The 20,124-nt window shown below is 51.8% G+C and carries 17 protein-coding genes, 2 tRNA genes and 1 pseudogene; 11 read left to right on the plus strand and 9 right to left on the minus strand.

The window, feature by feature from the left end:
* Nucleotides 1–121: 121 nt before the first annotated feature.
* The 4 genes from V7Z75_RS00005 to V7Z75_RS00020 all read left to right on the plus strand — a co-directional run bounded on the left by V7Z75_RS00005 (nt 122) and on the right by V7Z75_RS00020 (nt 3,323).
* A tRNA-Cys gene (locus tag V7Z75_RS00005) sits at nt 122–195 on the plus strand.
* Between the two features lie 278 nt (nt 196–473).
* On the plus strand, nt 474–1,304 hold the full coding sequence (locus V7Z75_RS00010) for an L-type lectin family protein (protein ID WP_334106180.1): 831 nt from the start codon (nt 474–476) through the stop codon (nt 1,302–1,304).
* 132 nt (nt 1,305–1,436) lie between these two features.
* Nucleotides 1,437–1,512, plus strand: a tRNA-Gly gene (locus V7Z75_RS00015).
* A gap of 281 nt (nt 1,513–1,793) precedes the next feature.
* A complete protein-coding gene (locus V7Z75_RS00020) occupies nt 1,794–3,323 on the plus strand; it encodes a catalase (RefSeq protein WP_334106182.1) in 1,530 nt (509 codons plus the stop codon).
* 318 nt (nt 3,324–3,641) lie between these two features.
* Here the strand turns inward: V7Z75_RS00020 and V7Z75_RS14165 are convergent.
* The 5 genes and pseudogenes from V7Z75_RS14165 to guaB all read right to left on the minus strand — a co-directional run.
* A pseudogene (locus V7Z75_RS14165) lies at nt 3,642–3,954 on the minus strand (IS3 family transposase); the annotation flags it as partial.
* A 10-nt stretch (nt 3,955–3,964) separates the two neighbouring features.
* Nucleotides 3,965–4,984 (minus strand): tryptophan--tRNA ligase, encoded by a 1,020-nt coding sequence (gene trpS / locus V7Z75_RS00025; RefSeq protein WP_334106183.1) that lies wholly within the window; start codon nt 4,982–4,984, stop codon nt 3,965–3,967.
* A gap of 38 nt (nt 4,985–5,022) precedes the next feature.
* Nucleotides 5,023–6,603, minus strand: coding sequence for a glutamine-hydrolyzing GMP synthase (gene guaA, locus V7Z75_RS00030; RefSeq protein ID WP_334106185.1), 1,581 nt, complete (start codon nt 6,601–6,603; stop codon nt 5,023–5,025).
* A 65-nt stretch (nt 6,604–6,668) separates the two neighbouring features.
* A complete protein-coding gene (locus V7Z75_RS00035; RefSeq protein WP_334106186.1) occupies nt 6,669–7,400 on the minus strand; it encodes an SIMPL domain-containing protein in 732 nt (243 codons plus the stop codon).
* Nucleotides 7,401–7,417: 17 nt separating this feature from the next.
* Nucleotides 7,418–8,878, minus strand: coding sequence for an IMP dehydrogenase (guaB, locus tag V7Z75_RS00040; RefSeq protein ID WP_334106188.1), 1,461 nt, complete (start codon nt 8,876–8,878; stop codon nt 7,418–7,420).
* Between the two features lie 160 nt (nt 8,879–9,038).
* Here guaB and V7Z75_RS00045 point away from each other — a divergent pair, with 160 nt between their 5' ends.
* Nucleotides 9,039–9,518: a DUF4124 domain-containing protein gene (locus tag V7Z75_RS00045; protein ID WP_334106190.1), complete on the plus strand. Its 480-nt coding sequence runs from the start codon at nt 9,039–9,041 to the stop codon at nt 9,516–9,518.
* Nucleotides 9,519–9,712: 194 nt separating this feature from the next.
* On the opposite strand, the gene V7Z75_RS00050 is transcribed toward V7Z75_RS00045, so the two are convergent.
* Nucleotides 9,713–10,075: an RnfH family protein gene (locus tag V7Z75_RS00050; RefSeq protein ID WP_334106192.1), complete on the minus strand. Its 363-nt coding sequence runs from the start codon at nt 10,073–10,075 to the stop codon at nt 9,713–9,715.
* Complete coding sequence (locus V7Z75_RS00055; RefSeq protein WP_334106194.1) at nt 10,072–10,503, minus strand: type II toxin-antitoxin system RatA family toxin; 432 nt, start codon at nt 10,501–10,503, stop codon at nt 10,072–10,074. Before V7Z75_RS00055 ends, V7Z75_RS00050 begins: the two co-directional genes overlap by 4 nt.
* Nucleotides 10,504–10,642: 139 nt before the next feature.
* Between V7Z75_RS00055 and smpB the strand changes: the two genes are divergently transcribed.
* The gene (gene smpB / locus V7Z75_RS00060; RefSeq protein WP_334106195.1) at nt 10,643–11,110 is read left to right on the plus strand and encodes an SsrA-binding protein SmpB; all 468 of its coding nucleotides are present in this window, start codon (nt 10,643–10,645) and stop codon (nt 11,108–11,110) included.
* 836 nt (nt 11,111–11,946) lie between these two features.
* Nucleotides 11,947–13,995 (plus strand): putative bifunctional diguanylate cyclase/phosphodiesterase, encoded by a 2,049-nt coding sequence (locus V7Z75_RS00065; RefSeq protein ID WP_334106196.1) that lies wholly within the window; start codon nt 11,947–11,949, stop codon nt 13,993–13,995.
* 71 nt (nt 13,996–14,066) lie between these two features.
* Here V7Z75_RS00065 and V7Z75_RS00070 read toward each other — a convergent pair whose 3' ends face one another.
* Complete coding sequence (locus V7Z75_RS00070) at nt 14,067–14,402, minus strand: YegP family protein (protein ID WP_334106198.1); 336 nt, start codon at nt 14,400–14,402, stop codon at nt 14,067–14,069.
* A gap of 359 nt (nt 14,403–14,761) precedes the next feature.
* Here V7Z75_RS00070 and V7Z75_RS00075 point away from each other — a divergent pair, with 359 nt between their 5' ends.
* Complete coding sequence (locus V7Z75_RS00075) at nt 14,762–14,956, plus strand: rubredoxin (protein WP_442919856.1); 195 nt, start codon at nt 14,762–14,764, stop codon at nt 14,954–14,956.
* Between the two features lie 10 nt (nt 14,957–14,966).
* A complete protein-coding gene (locus V7Z75_RS00080) occupies nt 14,967–15,653 on the plus strand; it encodes a 5-formyltetrahydrofolate cyclo-ligase (protein ID WP_334106200.1) in 687 nt (228 codons plus the stop codon).
* Between the two features lie 80 nt (nt 15,654–15,733).
* Here the strand turns inward: V7Z75_RS00080 and V7Z75_RS00085 are convergent, their stop codons facing one another.
* On the minus strand, nt 15,734–16,582 hold the full coding sequence (locus V7Z75_RS00085; protein WP_334106201.1) for a LysR family transcriptional regulator: 849 nt from the start codon (nt 16,580–16,582) through the stop codon (nt 15,734–15,736).
* 100 nt (nt 16,583–16,682) lie between these two features.
* On the opposite strand from V7Z75_RS00085, the gene V7Z75_RS00090 reads away from it, so the two are divergent.
* The gene (locus V7Z75_RS00090; RefSeq protein WP_334106203.1) at nt 16,683–18,413 is read left to right on the plus strand and encodes a diflavin oxidoreductase; all 1,731 of its coding nucleotides are present in this window, start codon (nt 16,683–16,685) and stop codon (nt 18,411–18,413) included.
* An 8-nt stretch (nt 18,414–18,421) separates the two neighbouring features.
* A complete protein-coding gene (locus tag V7Z75_RS00095) occupies nt 18,422–20,122 on the plus strand; it encodes an NADPH-dependent assimilatory sulfite reductase hemoprotein subunit (protein ID WP_334106205.1) in 1,701 nt (566 codons plus the stop codon).
* The last annotated feature ends 2 nt before the right edge of the window (nt 20,123–20,124 follow it).

Raw genomic sequence — 20,124 nt, forward strand, 5'->3', positions numbered from 1 at the left:
AGTGATTGGGAAACAGAGACTTAGCGCTCTAGTGCATGACTCGTTTCCCGCTCCAGGATTTTAGAAAGGAAAGCAGTCCTTGCTTTCTTTTTGATCAGATGAGTAATCTGATACTGATCATGGCGCGATAGCAAAGCGGTTATGCCGCGGCCTGCAAAGCCGTTTAGGCCGGTTCGACTCCGGCTCGCGCCTCCAGGAATCATTAATATTCAATGAGTTAAGAATCCCCGGTTGGGGATTTTTAATATCTTTTCCAGTAGTTATCCAGATTGCACCTGGCTTTATTCAGAGCCGGATATTCTTCTATTTTCCTGCGTGGAAAATTGCGCCAAAGTTTCTACAATACTGCAGATTTAACAACATAGCGAATAGTCCAAATGGGTGATTGACGGCCATTTTCAAACAGCCTACGTTTTCATCGCAGCATCGAGATTGGGCAATGCATAATCACTATTTATAAGGCTATGACTATCATGTTAAAACCATTGATGTTGGGCGGTTTGCTGTTGGGAGTGTCGGTTTCCGCCTCAGCGGCGGGATTTGTGTATACGGATTTTAGTGATGTATCGGGACTGCAGTTAAATGGCAATGCCATTCAGAACGGTAACACCTTGCAGTTGACGCCTTCGGCATTTGGGCAAAGCGGTAGTGCATTTACGCTATTGTCCACGCCGCTGGGTGAGTTGGCTACTTTCAGTACCTATTTCCAGTTCAGGATCAGTAATTCTGACGGTTACTGGGATGTGGATGGACCGGGTGCCGATGGTCTGGTATTCGTGATTCAACCGTTAGCGAATAACGTGGGCGGTGCAGGTGGCGGCATTGGCTATAATGGAATTGGCAACAGCTTGGGGATTGAGTTTGATACTTGGCAGAATGGCGTGGGCGAGTTCAATGATCCAAATGGCAATCATGTCGGCGTGGATTTGAATGGCAATCTTATCTCAGTAGCTACGGCCATCGAACCTACGTTGTTCAACAATGGCGAAGTCTGGAATGCCTGGATTGAGTATGACGGTGCCACGGGGCAATTGGATGTACGCTGGTCGCAGGATGCCAGCCGCCCAGCAGCATCTCAATTAAGCTATAACGTGGATTTGCTCTCTGTACTGGGTTCGCAAACTGCCTATATCGGGTTCACTGCTGGGACAGGCTATGCCTATAACCAGCATGAAATCCTGTCATGGCAATACAGCGACACGATTGCAGCCGTGCCGGAACCTTCAGAAGCATTGTTGCTATCGGCAGGCACCATGCTGCTGGCAGGCTGGGTTGCTCGCCGTCGTCAATCGTCACGTAGTTGAAATTTATCCATATTTTGGAGCACATGGAAAAAGCGGCTGATATATCTGATCAGGATAGATAGCAGGAGGGCCGGTTAAATATTGCAAAGGCATTGACAATGCCGCTGGAGTCTCTATAATTCCGCTTCTTTCGCGGGAATAGCTCAGTTGGTAGAGCGCAACCTTGCCAAGGTTGAGGTCGCGAGTTCGAGACTCGTTTCCCGCTCCAAATTCCAAAAGGCCCAAACTTCGGTTTGGGCCTTTTGTTTTTTTTATTCTTCACTAAGTACTGCGCAAACTCTTAAGGTTTGGCAATCCTCTATCTTGGCTAATGGGCAGGCTAAAGGCGGCTTCCTGTCTCGGCCATTCCTATGGCAGCGATAATGATAAAAAATATTTATGCCGTAGTTAAAAACTATTGATTTTCATTGTTTGCATAATTTCATTAATATTCAAATATCCCATTTTCTAATGGGGTCTTTGAACCAACTTGTATCAGGAGGAGCTGCCATGAGTGATAATACCAAGAAATGCCCTGTGACCCATTTGACTACCGATTTTGGCGCCCCCGTCGTCACTAACCGTGACAGTTTGACTGCGGGGCCCCGTGGCCCGCTGCTGGCCCAGGACGTATGGCTGAATGAGAAGCTCGCCAATTTCGTGCGTGAAGTCATTCCCGAGCGCCGCATGCACGCCAAGGGCTCGGGCGCTTTCGGCACCTTCACGGTGACCAAGGACATCACGAAATACACTCGCGCCAAGATATTCAGCGAAGTCGGCAAAAAGACCGAGATGTTCGCCCGCTTCACCACCGTAGCCGGCGAGCGTGGCGCTGCTGATGCCGAGCGTGATATTCGGGGCTTTGCCCTGAAGTTTTATACCGAGGAGGGCAACTGGGATATGGTCGGCAACAATACGCCTGTATTCTTCATCCGCGACCCGCGCCAGTTTCCCGACTTGAACAAGGCTGTCAAGCGCGACCCGAAGACCAACATGCGCAGCGCCACCAACAACTGGGACTGGTGGACCCTGGTGCCCGAAGCGCTGCACCAGGTCACCGTGGTCATGAGCGACCGCGGCATCCCGGCCAGCTACCGCCACATGCACGGTTTCAGCTCGCACACTTACAGTTTCTGGAATGCGCAAGGCGAGCGCTTCTGGGTAAAGCTGCACTTCAAGACCCAGCAGGGTATCAAGAACCTGACCGATGCTGAGGCTGCCGAATTGGTGGGCCAGGACCGTGAAAGCCACCAGCGCGATCTATACGAGGCGATTGAGCGCGGCGATTTCCCGAAGTGGACGCTGTACATCCAGGTGATGCCTGAGACCGATGCCGAGAAGTATCGCCTGCATCCGTTCGACCTGACCAAGGTTTGGTACAAAGGTGATTACCCGTTGATTGAAGTGGGTGAGTTCGAGCTGAACAAGAACCCCGAAAACTTCTTTGCCGACGTCGAGCAGAGCGCGTTCTCGCCTGCCAACCTGGTGCCAGGCATCAGCGCAAGTCCTGATCGCATGCTGCAGGCGCGCTTGTTCAACTACGCCGACGCGCAGCGTTACCGCTTGGGCACCAACCATCACCAGATCCCGGTCAACAAGGCGCGCTGCCCGGTACATAGTAACCATCGTGATGGCGAGGGCCGGGTGGATGGCAATTACGGCGGCCTGCCGCACTACGAGCCCAATAGTTTCGGGCAGTGGCAGGGTCAGCCGGAATTTGCGGAACCGCCACTCAGGATCAATGGCGATGCCAAGTTCTGGTCTTACCACCAGGACGACAATAACTACTTCGAACAGCCGCGCAAACTGTTCCAATTGATGACACCAGGACAGCAGGAGGCACTGTTCGGCAACACAGGCCGTGCCATGGGCGATGCGCCGGAATTTATCAAGCTCCGCCACATCCGCAACTGCCATGCAGCCGATCCTGCGTATGGCGCTGGCGTGGCGAAGGCGCTGGGAATCGACTTGCAGAAAGCCCTGGCCTCGAAACCGGATGATCCGATGTATGGCAATCCTCTGGTACCGTTGCCTGCCTGATGTAGGGCCATTCTGGAGTATTGGGCCGTAATGGTTTCTTATCTGCGGAAAACTTAGATATCGTAAAATGAAGAGAAAAAGGAGAGCTTGATGCTCTCCTTTTTATTTTTTTACAGCCTATCGGATTGAATATTTGCAGCATTGACATGTTGGCTGGGGTTGCTGTGATACTCATCGTAGTCTGACGATAGATAAATTATGGAAGCCTGAACATGAGGATGCGCTTGACTGGATGGGAAAGACGAAGGGTTTAAGCTGATTTAATTTACAAATAAAATCAGGTTAAATTGAGCTACTGTTGGATTTGTGGACACCATCCTAAGCTAGCCCTGCCTGTTTTTCAAAGTTGATGGGGCTGACTATCCTATTGCCGAATGACGATGTTTTGGGTTGTAAGAACGCTCGATGTAGTCAAATACCTCGGCTTTGGCCTGATGTCTTGCCGGATAGACTTTGTGGGCGATACGCTCGGTCTTGAGCGTCGAGAAGAAGCCATCCCTGAACAACTCATGCTGCAAATCACGCCCGTTCCGACAGAACCGTTGGAACTGTTCATTGGCGTACTCTGGCTGCCACGATCCGAATCATGTAGCAGTGCGTCAGGCTTACCGCGACGCCAGACTGCCATCAACTATAGAGGTTCAGAAATAGTTCAATCCCAGCGCAGCCTTGACTTCATCCATAGTCTTGGCAGCCACTTCACGCGCCTGCTCAGTGCCTTCGCGTAGCAGTTGCAGGATGTAACCCTTGTCTTCAGCCAGTTCGGCACGGCGGGTACGGATCGGTTCCAGCAGTTCCTGCAGTACAGCTTCCAGGCGTTTTTTCACGATACTGTCGGCCAGGCCGCCACGGGTATAGTGCGCTTTCAGTTCGGCTACTGCAGCCTTGTCGGTGTCGAACGCATCCAGGTATGTGAAGGCGATGTTGCCTTCCACATGGCCTGGGTCTTCGATCTTGAGGTGCAGCGGGTCGGTGTAGACTTTTTTCACCGCCTTGCTGACTTCATCGGCAGTGGCACCAAGGTTAATGACGTTGCCCAGGGATTTGCTCATTTTTGCTTTGCCGTCGATACCGGGCAGGCGACCGATTTCCGGCACCAGCGCCTTGGTCTCGACCAGGATTTCCTGCTTGGTTACCGGGTTTTTGTACTGGCGGTTGAAGCGGCGCACGATCTCGTTGGTCTGCTCGATCATCGGGATCTGGTCTTCGCCCACCGGCACCAATGTGGCCTTGAACGCGGTGATGTCAGCCGCCTGGCTCACGGGGTAGGTGAGGAAGCCAGCGGGAATGTCGCGCTCGAAATCGCGCAGGCGGATTTCTTCCTTCACCGTCGGGTTGCGCTCGAGCCGGGCGACCGTCACCAGGTTGAGGTAGTAGAAGGCAAGCTCGGTGAGCTCGGGCACCTGTGACTGGATGAAGATGGTGGATAGCTTGGGATCGATGCCGACCGCCAAGTAATCTAGGGCCACCTCAATGACGTTGCGGTGAACCTTGTCGATGTCATCCATGTTGTCGGTCAAGGCCTGCGCGTCAGCCAGCATGACGTATTGTTTGTACTCATGCTGATAGCTAACGCGGTTGCGCAGGCTGCCGACGAAGTGGCCGAGATGCAGCGGGCCGGTCGGGCGGTCGCCGGTTAGGATGATGGATTTCGTGCTCATTGCTCTTGTTCTCTATTATCCAAGATAGGCGGGATTGCTTATTCCCACTCAATAGTCGCTGGCGGTTTGCCGGAGATGTCGTATACCACGCGGTTAATGCCGCGCACTTCGTTGATGATGCGGTTGGATACCTTGCCCAACAGGTCGTAAGGCAATTCGGCCCAGTGCGCGGTCATGAAGTCGGTGGTGACCACGGCGCGCAGGGCAACCACGTAGTCATAGGTGCGGCCGTCGCCCATCACGCCTACCGACTTGACCGGAAGGAACACGGCAAAGGCCTGTGAGGTCTTGTCGTACCAGGATTTGCCATCCGCATCCTTGGTATTGCGCAGCTCTTCGATGAAGATGTGGTCGGCCCGGCGCAACAGGTCGGCGTATTCGCGCTTGACTTCACCGAGGATACGCACGCCGAGGCCGGGGCCGGGGAAGGGGTGGCGGTAGACCATGTCGTGCGGCAGGCCGAGAGCCACGCCCAGTTCGCGCACTTCGTCCTTGAACAGTTCGCGCAAGGGTTCGAGCAATTGTAGTTTGAGCGTATCTGGCAGGCCTCCCACGTTGTGGTGGCTCTTGATGGTGTGTGCCTTCTTGGTCTTGGCACCGGCGGACTCAATCACGTCAGGGTAGATGGTGCCTTGTGCCAGCCACTTGGCTTGCGACAGCTTGGCGGATTCCTGCTGGAACACTTCCACGAATTCGCGGCCGATGATTTTGCGCTTGGCTTCCGGGTCATTGACGCCCGCCAGGTCGCCGAGGAATTTGGCGCTGGCGTCGACATGGATCACCTTGACGCCGAGGTTCTTGCCGAAGGTTTCCATCACTTGCTCGGCCTCGTTGAGGCGCAGCAGGCCGTTGTCGACGAAGACGCAGGTCAGCTGGTCGCCGATCGCGCGGTGGATCAGTGCTGCGGCAACGGATGAATCCACGCCGCCGGAAAGGCCGAGGATGACCTCGTCGCTGCCGACTTGCTCGCGGATGCGCTGCACTGCGGTTTCCACATAGTCAGGCATATTCCAGCTTTGGTCGCAGCCGCAGATGCCGTGCACGAAGCGGTTGAGCAGGGCCTTGCCTTGCTTGGTATGGGTGACTTCGGGGTGGAACTGCACTGCGTAGAAACGGCGGCTTTCATCCGCCATGCCCGCAATCGGGGTGGAACTGTTGCTGGCAATGATCTTGAAGCCTTCGGGCAGCGCCGTGACCTTGTCGCCATGGCTCATCCAGACGTCCAGCAGGCCGTGGCCCTCGGTATTGCTTTTGTCCTGGATGTCCTTGAGCAGGGCGGAGTGTCCCTGGGCGCGGATTTCGGCATAGCCGAACTCGCGCTTGGCGGCGTTTTCCACCGAGCCGCCAAGTTGCGCCGCCATGGTCTGCATGCCGTAGCAGATGCCGAGCACGGGCACGCTCAGCTCGAACACGCTTTGTGGCGCGCGTGGGGTTTCGTCCTCGTAAACCGAATTGGGGCCGCCGGAGAGAATGATGCCGGTAGGGCTGAACTCGCGGATGAAATCGTCGCTGACATCCCAGGAGTGCAGCTCGCAGTAAACATTGGCTTCGCGCACGCGGCGGGCGATCAATTGGGTGTATTGGGAGCCGAAATCAAGAATGAGGATTTTTTGTTGCATGGGAACTCAGGCGCTGGAATAGGGTTGAAGAAGAAACTGGAAACTCACTGGAATCCCGCGGGGGATCAGTCTGAAAGATAATATTCTACCGTGGATACCACACGGACTTTCTTGATGTGCGCAGTGCCAGGATCGCGGTTTTCTATGCTGAATGTGCCCTGGTTGGCACGCTTGATCTTGCCGAGCGTGCTATCGGAATCCTTGGCGAACTTGTTGGCGGATTCGCGGGCGCTCTTGGTCGCCTCTTCGATCATGACGGGTTTGATCTCGTTCAGCTTGCTATAGATGAATTGGGTGTTGTAACTGTCGCCAGCGATCGGTATGCCTTGCTGCCCGAGCTCGGCAATCTTGAGCATGGTCTCGCGTACTTTATCCACTTGGCTGGAATATACCGTGATGGTGGAACTGGCGGTGTAACGGTATTTTGCATTGTCGCCAGGATCGCCATATTCGCGCGCTTGCTTGTCCACCACTGAAGGCACGGCAATGCTGGCCTCTTCAGGCTGAAAGCCGTTATTTTTCAGGAACTCCAGCACGCTGGCATTCTTTTGCTGGATATTCTGGTACAGGGCGCTGATGTCGTTGTCCGCCACGCTGAATGTCAGGGGCCAGATGGCAATGTCTGCCGGGACCTCGCGTTCGGAAAGTCCCTTGACCTCTACGGTGCGCTCTAGCTGCTTGATTTGCAGGGCGCTGTGCGCGAGCTGGTAACCTAAACCACATAAACCTGCGAACAACAGTCCACCCAGGATGGCGTAAGCCGGGATCGAGGCAGATGCGGTTTTTCCAGTCAGCATGACGTTTTCCTGTGCCGTTAGTCGATGCGGTAGTTGGGCGCTTCTTTGACGATCTGCACGTCGTGGACGTGGGATTCGCGCATGCCTGCGGCGGTGATTTGCACGAACTCGGCGCGGGTGCGCATTTCCTCAATGGTGCTGCAGCCGACATAGCCCATGGAGGCGCGCAGGCCGCCCATTAGCTGGTGAATTACGGCAAGCACGCTGCCCTTGTAGGGAACGCGGCCTTCGATGCCTTCAGGTACCAGCTTGTCGGCATTACCGTTGTTGTCCTGGAAGTAGCGGTCGCTGGAGCCTTTTTCCATCGCGCCGATAGAGCCCATGCCGCGATAGGACTTGTAGGAGCGGCCCTGGAATAATTCGATTTCGCCAGGTGCTTCTTCAGTGCCGGCGAACATGCCGCCCAGCATGACGGAATAGGCGCCTGCGGCAATCGCCTTGGAAATGTCGCCGGAGAAGCGGATACCGCCATCGGCAATGAACGGCACACCAGTGCCGCGCAAGGCTTCTTCCACATTGCTTACGGCGCTGATCTGCGGCACGCCCACACCAGCCACGATACGGGTGGTGCAGATGGAGCCAGGGCCGATGCCGACCTTGACGCCGTCGGCGCCAGCATCGACCAATGCCTTGGCTGCGCTGGCGGTGGCAATATTGCCGCCGATGACCTGCACTTGCGGGAAGTTTTTCTTCACCCAGTTGACGCGGTCCAGCACGCCTTGGGAATGGCCGTGGGCGGTATCAACCACAATGACGTCAACACCGGCTTCAGCCAGGGCCGTCACGCGGTCTTCCGTGCCATCACCCACGCCCACGGCGGCACCGGCGCGCAAGCGGCCATGCTCGTCCTTGCAGGCGTTGGGGTGGTCAGTAGATTTCTGAATGTCCTTGACGGTAATCAAGCCCTTGAGCTCGAAAGCATCGTTGACGACTAGCACGCGCTCCAGGCGGTGTTTGTGGAGCAGGGCAGTGGCTTCTTCCAGACTCGCGCCTTCGCGCACGGTCACCAGGCGCTCGCGCGGCGTCATGATGTTGGAGATGGCTTGGTCGAGGTTGGATTCGAAGCGCAGGTCGCGGTTGGTCACGATACCGACCACTTTCTTGCCATCAACGACTGGAATACCTGAAATCCTGTGCAAGCGGGTCAGGCTCAGCACATCGCGCACCTTCATGTGAGGCTGGATAGTGACTGGGTCATTCACCACGCCCGATTCGAAACGCTTCACGCGGGAAACATGGATGGCCTGGTCGGCAATGGACATATTCTTGTGAATGATCCCCATGCCGCCTTCCTGGGCAAGGGCAATAGCCAGTGGCGCTTCCGTCACGGTATCCATGGCGGCGGATACCAGGGGAATGTTCAGAGAAATGGAACGGGTGAGCTTGGTGGCGAGGCTTACTTCGCGAGGCAGCACGTTGGAATGTGCGGGAACCAGTAAAACATCGTCGAAGGTAAGCGCTTGTTGCAACAGACGCATAGAATATCTTTCCGGCAAAAGTTAATTATACCGGCTTGCGTGAAAACGGTAAATCTCCCTGGAGTTTTGCCGATAATATGTCAGCGGCTCTTTATCCGGTTGACTGCCAGAATGAAGGCGCTTACCGTGTGGAGCGGGATATTGATGATTCGGGGGAGGCATGAAGAAAGCGCACTGGTTGGTATGGGCTATGTTGATGGGGTTGCCATGCATGGCGCATGCCCAGGTTTACAAGTGGAAAGACAAGGAAGGCGTGACGCTGTATTCCGATTCTCCGCCGCCGGGCAATATCCCTTATGAGTTGGTGGATAACGTCCGCACTGCTCCCAAAACATCCAATACCCCAGCTGCCAACACTGATTCACAGGCGTCACGTAATGCTGCCGCTCTGCGTCGGCAAGTGGATGCAGAGCAAGAGCGGCGCAGCGATGAAAAAAAGCGCGCTGAAGAAGAAGCGCGGCGCGCGAATTGCCAGAATGCTAAGTCAAATTACCAGAATTACAAGGCCGGTGGGCGTATCTACAAGATGAGTCCTGAAGGAGAGCGGGAATATCTTGGCGATGAGGATATCCAGCGCGGCCTCGAGCAAGCCACCAAGGAAGTAAAGCAATACTGCACGGACGAAGGGGAAGAGGGCTAAGCCCATTTCTCATTTAGCCCGAATGCATTGTTGTTCCTCTTCCTCCTTGGCAGTGCGATTGCATTGTCTGCATCGTTGCATTTAGAGCGCCTGACAAAACTCAGCGAAGCGATTCCTGGCTGGGCGGTTCTCCCGAAGATGATGCAAGTAGTACGGCAAGGAAGGGCAACAACGTCAGAAAGGTCTGGCCGCTCTTAGTCCCGTATTGAGTTGGAAGTGGAGTAATGAGTTCTGTCTGCGACAGGAGGCGCTTTGCGCTTGCTTTTTCTGGGAGCGGCGCTTTGGCTGGCGCGATGGCGTCTTGCCAATTTCGGATCGGCCTGTAACGGACGATAAATTTCCACGCGGTCATGTGCTTGCAGCACGGTATCTGTCGCTACTGCCGTGCCAAATATGCCCAGCTTGCTGGATGCAATATCCAACCCTGGGAAGTGTCCGGCAATACCTGATTGCAGGGCTGCCTCAAGCACGGTGGTGCCTGGCGGCACTTGCAGCTTCAGGATCAATTGCTTTTCCGGCAGGGCATAAGCGACTTCAATAGAAAGCAAAGAGGTCATGGGGCATTGTTTTCAGCTTGTTGAACAAATGCTTCCACAAAGGTATTGGCGATATGGCTGAATACTGGGGAGATCAGTTTTTCCAGGAGGGTGCTGGAAAATTCATATTGCAGCCGGAACTGCACTTTGCAGGCATCTTCAGCCAGCGGGGTGAAGTGCCAAAAACCTTCCAGATGCTTGAAAGGTCCGCTTTTGAGGTTGATTTCCATGGCGGTGGGGAAGGTCTTGTGGTTCTCGGTGGTGAATTTCTGCTTGAGGCCGTGATAATCGATATGCAGAGTAGCTTCGGTCACCTGGTCGTCGCGGCGGAGCAGATCCACGCCGCCGCACCAAGGCAGAAAGTGCGGATAATCTTCCACGTTGTCTACCAGGTTAAACATGCATTCTGCAGAGTGCCCTACCAGGACTGTTTTTTCAACCTGTGCCATTCGTCTCTTGATCTGGAGTAAAATACCAATTTTAAGTCATCTACCGGCTGCCAGCAAAAAACTGCGTTACCAAGCGAGCCTCAATATGCCTGTAGCCATGCCGGTTGATCGAATCTCACCATTTTAAGCATCCAATACCATGAGCAGCATCGCCCAGAACAAAAAAGCGTTTCACGATTATTTCATCGAGGAAAAATACGAAGCCGGAATTGTGCTTGAAGGCTGGGAAGTGAAGGCGATCCGTGAAAACCGCATCCAGCTCAAGGAAGCGTATGTCATCATCCAGCGTGGTGAAATCTACCTGATTGGCTGCCATGTGACGCCGTTGGGTTCTGCCTCCACTCATGTGCGGCCTGATGCGATCCGTACGCGCAAATTGCTGCTGCATTCCGAGCAGATCGCCAAGCTGATCGGCAAGGTCGAGCGTGCCGGTTATACCCTGGTGCCGCTGGACATGCACTACACTCGCGGGCGCATCAAGGTGCAGATCGGCCTGGCCAAGGGCAAGAAGCAATATGACAAGCGTCACAGCGAGAAAGAAAAGGACTGGAAGCGCCAACAAAGCTCGCTGATGAAGAAGTACGTCAAAACCCAGGCTGGCTCTTGACGTTCTGTTTTCTTAATAGCTGGGCGTGCTGATTCCTGCGGTATCTCCAAGGCAGGATAGGGTTTGTATTCTGTCTAAGCTCGCGCGTTGCTCGAGATATTCTGCCTAGACATGACATGTGACGATCTTTTAGTCCCTGTTCGCGTTCATAATGTTTGCAATGCTAGGCCATGCCTTTCTGTATCTACTGCAGATTAATATCCTGTTCTTTGTAAATCACCGTGCTGATAATTCGTCCATAACCATCCCCACTCATTCCCCAGATACGCTCTTGTATTTGATCGCGCGTTCAATGCTATGCGTGAATGCTTGAGATAAGTTTATATTCTTTGACTGGAGATCTGTCCTCAGTAAACTGATTTTATATTAAGTATTATCCATCATCAGGGTCAGCTAATCGTCATTTACAATGATGAACGGCAATTTCGTTCAGCGTATTAGTGTGGATGTAGAGCTCCAATAAAATATCAATATTTAAATTGTGGTTATAGGTGAGATTTTGGGATTAAGTATTGATGAGAATTAATCAAATAAATGTAGAAAATTGGTAACAATATTGTTATGCAATGCTTTATATTTTTTGTGATTGTCATTGGGATATCGAATATGGTATATCTACTCGAAATCAAATTAAATTATAAAAAATTATCCTATTTATTCTGATTTAGAGTGAATTTGCTTATTGTATATTTTTTACATATTTTAATGTAAAAAATATTTGATGATTGTTTGAATACCGGAATTTGGGAAGTCACTCTTGCTAATAGGAATAGTTTTTATTTGATTCTTGTGTCAAGACCCACACTTCTAATGTTGATATTCTCGGGGTATTTATTTTGGACTTTGCTAAGTCTTTTGAAAAAATGAGCAAATGCTGGATTGTATTTAATGACAATCTGGCTTGTTTGCAGGTAAGTGGGAAGACAGAGTTATGCCCTGATTTTCTACAAGATGCATTTCTCAATCATCAATCTTTCAATCACTTCTTTACCGCAATTATCCAACAGTACCAACAGGCTCTTGCAGAGGCTTTATATGGAAAAAGTAGCGAGTTCAAATATCAGGGGTATGACGGTAATGGTAATGTGCAGTATTTTTACGTCACTATAAAACCTTTATATGAAAATAATAATAACGAAAAAAGGGTTCTATGTTGTATTGAAGATGTGACTGCTGTATGCGGATTGGTTAGGCAGAAAAATTACTATGCCAATGAGCTGATGAATTACAAGAAAAGCCTGGATCAGCATGCAATCGTTGCTATTACTGATCGTGATGGCGTGATTCTTTCTGTGAACGATAAGTTCTGTGAGATTTCTCAATACTCCAGGGAAGAGCTTATCGGAAGAACTCATAAAGTGATTAACTCAAAATATCACTCTAAAGAATTTTTCAGGCAAATGTGGCATTGCATCAAGCAAGGGGAAACCTGGCATGGGGATATTTGCAATCGGAATAAAAGTGGGGAGTTATATTGGGTGGATACCACTATTGTTCCCTTGGTGGGGGATGATGGTGTAGTAGACCGCTATCTGGCAATCAGGGCAGATATTACCAAGCGCATTAAGGCTGAACAGGAGGCAACCAAGCTTGCGTTATTCGATGAACTGACTGGCTTGGCGAATAGAAGAAATTTCAAGGGCAGGCTGGATGAGTTATTGATGGAAGGAAGTGATTTCCCGATGCAGCATGCCATGATCATGCTCGATTTGGATAACTTCAAGGATGTGAATGATGCGTTTGGCCATGTTGTGGGAGATGAGTTCCTGAAGCAGGTTGCCAATCGAATCAGGGCTTTTGACGATGAAAAAATACAGGCATTCAGATTGGGTGGGGACGAATTTGTTTTGCTGATATTCCAATGTGATGAGAGTAGTGAAACCAATATCAATGTCGTGAGCGATATTGCGGAAAGAATCAAGGCTTCATTGAATATTCCATTCATTGTGGAAGGGAAACTGATCAATACGACACCCAGTATAGGAATTAGTGTGTTTGATAATGCATTGTCGAGTGAAGAAATTATGAAGAGCGCAGATATTGCGATGTACCATTCCAAAAATAATGGAAAGAACAGGATCAGCTTTTTTGAATCACAATTACAGGAAAAAGTGAGCAGAAGGGCAAAGTTATTGTCAGAGCTTCATCATGTCATGATTCGTGACGAGCTGGAACTATTTTATCAGCCGATATTTTCCACAGATACTGACATAGTGGGTGCGGAGGTTCTGCTCCGCTGGAATAGTCCGGAGTTCGGCCTGGTTTCTCCGTTGGACTTTATTCCTATCGCAGAGGAAAGTGACCTGATTTTGGAAATAGGGCGCTGGATACTGAAAGAGGCCTGCCATCAATTAATGAAATGGAAACATCACCCTGTTTGTTCGGAATGGATACTCTCGGTAAATATCAGCGCGCGCCAATTGCAGAAGAAAGAATTTGCCGATGAAGTGCTGAATATTGCTAAGGATTTTGAATATCAGGGTATTGTCAGCAAATTGCAATTGGAAATTACGGAAAGCATGCTGCTTGATAATATTCCACGCACTATTCATACCATGGAAAAATTGAAGGAAGCAGGAGTCAGGTTTTCAATTGATGATTTTGGTACCGGTTTCTCTTCGTTGAATTATCTAACCAAGCTGCCTCTCGATACATTGAAAATCGACCGTTCATTCGTCAGCCAGATGATAGGTAAGAAGAATGACATGATTGTTGTCAAGGCGATCATTTCACTGGCAAAGAGCCTGAATTTGCATGTGGTGGCTGAAGGGGTTGAGACAAAGGCCCAACTGGAAAGATTGAAGGAGCTGGAGTGTGATTATTTCCAGGGATTTCTACTATCCAGGCCGATGAATATTGCAGCCTTGCAGCAATTATTAAGCTAGGGATAGTGTAGAGGAATTAGGATATCAGCCATCTTTATTGCTGGGCCAGGTTGCCCTAGCCCAGTGTTGTATTAGCTATTGTCCTTGATAGTCTGGGTTGCTCCGTTGGCCTTGACGGATTCAATTCCTTTGTCACGGCTGTCTTCGGATGCGTAAAGCTGGCTGGTGCCAATGATCTGACCATTGGCTGCCTTGAGGTTAAAATAAGGGCTGCCGTTGGATGACGTCAATTTTTCATATCGTGCATCGTTCGGGCTGTTGGTTTGCACCGATTCAATTCCATTGACTGCCGATGCCTTGGCAACATACTGTTCACTTGTCAAAATAGTTTCGCTGTTGCCTGTTTTAAGAACGAAGCTGTATTGACCGTTCTTCTCACTTTTTTTGATCTCAAACCATCCAGCCATGCCATCCTCCTGAATCACGTTAAATTAAGAAAATATTTACACGCAAGTCAACGACTTGCAGGGAAAAGTATATATAGGCCAGCATGTCCTGAATATGACTAATGGCAGATATATTGAGATGTTGTCTTTTTCATGGCTTCAACTGGGTGAGTAATTGCCCCTTGTTCATTAAGTTGCAAAGCGGGCCGATGATATGCAAGTGTTTGATAGTAAATATCAAATAATTTCATTCAATAAAATGCTTCATCATGCTCATAATGGATGGCTATGTTGAGCATGGCAAAATAAGGGACGAAATGGATTCCCAACTTGAAGCACGGTATACGGACGATATGGATGGTATTTACGTGTGGCGTTGCATGGGTTGCGGGTTTGTTTACGATGAGCTAATGGGCCAGCATGAGCGCGGTATTTTCCCTGGCACGGTGTGGGAGGATTTACCCGGAAGCTGGACTTGTACCAACTGTGGCGCGCGGAAATCGAGATTTACGCCGTTGCTTCTGGAAGAGTATCTGACATTGTGCATGGGCATGCACTTGGATGATAGGCGCTGAAGGAAATACGATGAACCGGAAACAGGCGCGGGACAGGCTATTGCAGGAGAGGGCTGCCACGGGCAAGGAAGCGCGCGATAGGCTTGATGAGGCGTTGATGGGGCATTTCAGTGCCTTGCTGCAATATATCCATGGCCGCCATATCGGTTGTTACTGGCCGATCAGGGGTGAGTTCAATAGTGTTCCACTTATGATGTCGTTACATAAAAGTGGGAGCAGCGTGTCTTTGCCGATGGTTGATGATGAGAACAAGCAGTTGGTGTTCTGCAAATGGCATCCGGAAGCCTTGATGGCGCGGGACAAGGTGGGAGTACCTTATCCTGCCGATACTGAATACGAGCAGCCCGAAATCTTGCTGATTCCCTTAGTTGGCTTTGATGCGCAGGGATATCGCCTGGGATATGGAGCAGGCTACTATGACAGAACCTTGCACCATATGAAACCACCTCCTATCGCCATTGGCATTGGCTATGAGGCCGGGTTGCTGGAGAGTATCAACCCGCATGAGATGGATGTACCGATGGAGTTTATTCTGACCGAGCGGGGGCTGCGCCATTTTCGTGCGGGGCGAATGGAGTGGGTGGAATCTGGCGAGCGTGCTGCTTCCATCATGCGGGATTTGTATTTCTTCCATTTCCGCTCCCGCGAGGGCATTACCTTGTCCTCGCCGGTGTGCTATGCGGATTGGGTAGATTAAGCGCTGCGACAAAACCCTTCTGACATTCCAAGACAACATGCACCATAAAAAGGCTTGAAGCAGGCTCCTGGTTAGCTCCTCTAATGCTGTGACCAGTCGAATTCCCGTTTGGAGGCTTCCCTCAATGTTTTCAATACCTGCGACATGACGGCATTGTTCTTGTTGCGTGGATACATCAGGTAGATCGGGTAGGAGAATTCGGGTGACGCCTCGACCACTGCCAACTCGCCGTTCTCGATATATTTCTGTACCACCCGGCTTCTGAAGTAGCCACTGCCGCCATATTCCAGGATATGGTTTAACGCCAGCGGTCCCAGGCTGATGGATAGGCCGGGCTTGGCGAATTCCACCAGCGCGGAATCGTGCTGCTGCTTGAAATAGTCGCCCCAGTCGGTGTAGATATAAGGCTCTGGTTTGCTGGTGGATTGCACCATAATGAGTTTTTCTTCCAGCAGTTCCTCGACCTGCATGCCCGACCAGTAATCGGGCCTGTGCACCAGCGCGGCATCCATCACGCCGCCTTCCAGTTTCTTGTGCAGGGTATCAGCTTCCGCGACTTCCACGCGGATGGCAATGGCAGGTAGCTCGCTACGCAGACAGTTGAACCATTGCAGCAGCAAGGGATTCCACAGGCTGACTTCCCCGCCGATAGTGATCAGGTTGACGGTTCCTTCCGGCAGCGGCAAGTCGCGTTTCGCCGCATGCCAGGTCTGCACCATCTGTTGGGCATAGGCTGTGAACCTGACGCCGTTGTCTGTCAGTCTGGCACCGCTGCGGTTGCGGACAAACAGCTGGCATCCCAGCAATTCCTCCAGCGTCTTGATGCGCGTGGTGATCGTGGTCTGGGTGACATGCAGCCGTTCGGCCGCTGCAATAAAGCTGCCGGACTGAATGATCTCAAGAAATGTTTTGGCCAGCGTAATGTCCATATATCAATATTTTCAATATTAATTGCGGTTAAATTTCATTATCAATTGATTTTATCCCGGAACATAATCCGTCATCAATGCATTTAACGCCGAGATGATAGTGAAAACAAGACCAGAGATATTCAAAGAAGAATACTGGCAGGAGATTGTGGAACTCACCAATCGACTGGATGCGAAACAGTGTATCTGGTTATCCGGCTACCTGGCTGGGCGGGCAGATATGCAGCCACAAGCTGAACGCCCGGAGACGCAGGAAGAGATTGTAATCTGCCATGGTGGTGAAACCGGCAATTCCAAAAAGATAGCCACGCAGCTGGAGCAGAAGCTCACGGCGCTCGGCCTTCCCAACCGGGTAGTGGATCTGGCGCAGATACCGCTACGCCAGTTTGCCAAGCTGCGTATGGCTGTGATCATTTGCAGCACGCATGGCGACGGTGATCCGCCGGAGCCAGTCGCCTCTTTCTATCATAGTCTGATGACCTCTACTGCTTCATTGGAATCCATGCGCTATGCCGTGCTGGCGCTGGGTGATTCCTCTTACGAGCATTTCTGCGTAACCGGAATCAGGATAGACGAGAAGCTGAAGCAGCTGGGAGCGAGCAGTCTGCTGGAAAGGCAGACCTGCGATACCGATTTCCAGAAAACTGCGGATATCTGGCTGGAAAACCTGATCAGGAAACTACCGCAGGCGGACGGCGGTCATGTGGCTGCGCATCCGCAGGAGACAGTCAAACCGGTAGCGAGCGGCATAGACAAACATCATCCCGTTGCTGTCACGGTGGTTGAGAATATCGGGCTTACTGCCCCAGGACGCCAGGATGCTATTCATCACGTGATCTGTGACCTGGGTGAATTGGAGTTGCCGCTAGTGGCCGGCGATGCAGTCGGGATATTGGTGAAGAATCCTGAGTACATGGTGAACTCGCTACTGCAGGCGACGGAGCTAGATGGCGAACAAATGGTCAATATGGATGGGGCCAATCTCACCTTGACTGTTGCTTTGCATGAAAAACTGGATATCACCATCCCCAGTCGTGATTTCGGGCAGTTGTGGGAGTCGCTGGATGCGTCGGGCGCTTTCCATGCAGCCATGGGCGACTCGGAAAAGAGCAGGAAAGATTTTCTCAAGAGCAGGCCGTTGACTGAGCTGGCCCGGCAGTTTCCAGTGAGCGTTAGTGCCCAGCAGCTCGTGGACGTATTGCGACCATTGCAGCCACGGCTCTACGACATTGCCAATAGTTTGAAGCAATCTCCTGACGAGTTGCATTTATGCGTCAGGAAATATCTCTATGCCAAGGAAAACGTCGTATTTCCTGGGGTCGGCTCGCATTACCTGGCCGATTTGAAAGCTGGAGACACGCTAGCGATCTTTCCACATCGGCACCAGCGTTTCCACATGCCAGAAAATCACGAAGCTCCCCTGATTTTGGTGGCAGACAGCACTGGCATTGCGCCTTTCATCGCTTTCCTACAGGAAATGGAGGCGGAGCATAAGCTGCATGAATGCTGGCTGGTATTTTCCGAGCGGGCTTTTGAGGACGATTTTCTCTATCAGTCTATCCTGCAAAAATTCCTGACCGCTGGCGTATTGAAATACCTACATCCAGTGTTCTACGGCGATACGACGGATGACGTGATTTTTGATGTGATCATGCAGCACGAATCCCAGTTCAGGGATTGGCTCGCGCGCGGTGGCCACCTGTATTTTAGCGGCGACAAACCCCTGCTGACGAAAACGGAAGAATCCTTAAAAGCCTGGTTCATGTCCAGGGAAGACAATGCCTGGGAATCGCTAGCCGCTGAAAAGCGTTTACACAAGAATTTATATTGAGGTGCGCCATGGCTGATAAATTCACCCATCTTCTAGACCGTCTTGAGCAGTTCAACAGCAACGAGGTGGTCAAGTACGAAAGCAACTATCTCAGGGGCACAATCGACGCTGGGCTGAAAGATCCGGTAACCGGTAGCGTGCCTTTCAACGATACATTACTGCTCAAGTTCCACGGCATTTACCAGCAGGACGACCGCGACCTGCGCGCGGAACGCCAGCACAGGTTCCTGGAGCCCAATTACCAGTTCATGGTGCGCGTGCGCATCCCGGGCGGCTTGCTCACCAAGCAGCAATGGATAGGCCTGGACGATATTTCCCGCAAATATGCGGAGCGGGGCCTGCGGATCACCACGCGCCAGACCATCCAGTTCCACGGCATCAGAAAAGGCAACATGAAGAAATGCATGCAGGCCCTGAGAAATATCGGCCTGGATACGATTGCTGCTTGTGGCGACGACAGTCGCGGGGTGGTATGTGGCGGTAATCCCATGATTTCAGCCATCGCCAGAAAGGTACAGGAAATCGCGCGGCATACTTCACAGCGGCTGATTCCGAAAACCGGCGCCTATCCCGAGATATGGTATGAGGAATCACGTCCGGTACAGCCTGTCGATGCGGAGCCAATGTACGGGCCACTGTACCTGCCGCGCAAATTCAAGGTCGGGTTCGTCGTACCGCCTACCAACGATATTGATGTCTATGGGCAGGATGTCGGTTTCATCGCCATCGTGCAGAACAACAAGTTGCTGGGCTTCAACCTTTGCGTGGGTGGTGGCATGGGCCAGATCGACGCTCGCGAGGATAGTTATCCCAGGCTTGCGCAGGAGATTGGTTTCGTTCAGACCGAGGAGGCAACGGAAGTGGCGGAAATCATCATGGGCATCCAGCGCGATTACGGTGATCGGCAGGATCGGCATCAGGCCCGTTTCAAATATACGCTGGACAGGCTGGGCATGCCCTGGTTCCTCGATGAGCTGCAAAAGCGCCGGGGCAAACCTTTGGCGGCGGCGTTTCCCGTCAAGTTCACCAAGAATGGCGACGATATTGGCTGGCAATGCGGTGACGATGGGTTGTGGCAGGGCACACTGTATATCGAGAGTGGGCGCGTCAATGGCGCGTTGCGTGACCAATTGGCCGCACTGCTCCAGCAATATGAGGGCGGCATTCGCCTGACTACCAACCAGAATCTGCAGCTTACGGATATCCACGATTATGCCTTGCCACATTTGAAAATAAGACTGGAAGACCTGGGGTTGGATACTCTGCTAAAGCCCAACCTGCAAGCTGCTTACACCATCAGCTGCGTTGCGTTGCCGACCTGTGGTTTGGCGATGGCGGAAGCCGAGCGCTACTTGCCGGAATTCCTGCCGAAGTTCAACCAGATCAAGGCCAAATACGGTCTGGAAAAATTACCCATTACCTTGCGCATCACCGGCTGCCCCAATGGATGCGCCAGGCCGTATATCGCGGAAGTGGCCCTGACCGGCAGGGCGCCTGGTCTTTACAACCTGTATCTGGGCGGTAGCCATACTGGTAACAGGATGGCCAAACTGTACGCGAAAAATGTCAATGAAATGAAGATATTGACCATCCTGAACGATCTGATGCAGCGTTACAAATTACTGGCGGATTCCGATGAGAAATTCGGTGATTTCCTGGTGAGAACTACCTTGCTGGATGAGGCAGCTGCGCCTGTCGAGCACGCATAACA

Source organism: Methylobacillus sp. (genome assembly GCF_036844465.1).
Classification (GTDB): domain Bacteria; phylum Pseudomonadota; class Gammaproteobacteria; order Burkholderiales; family Methylophilaceae; genus Methylobacillus.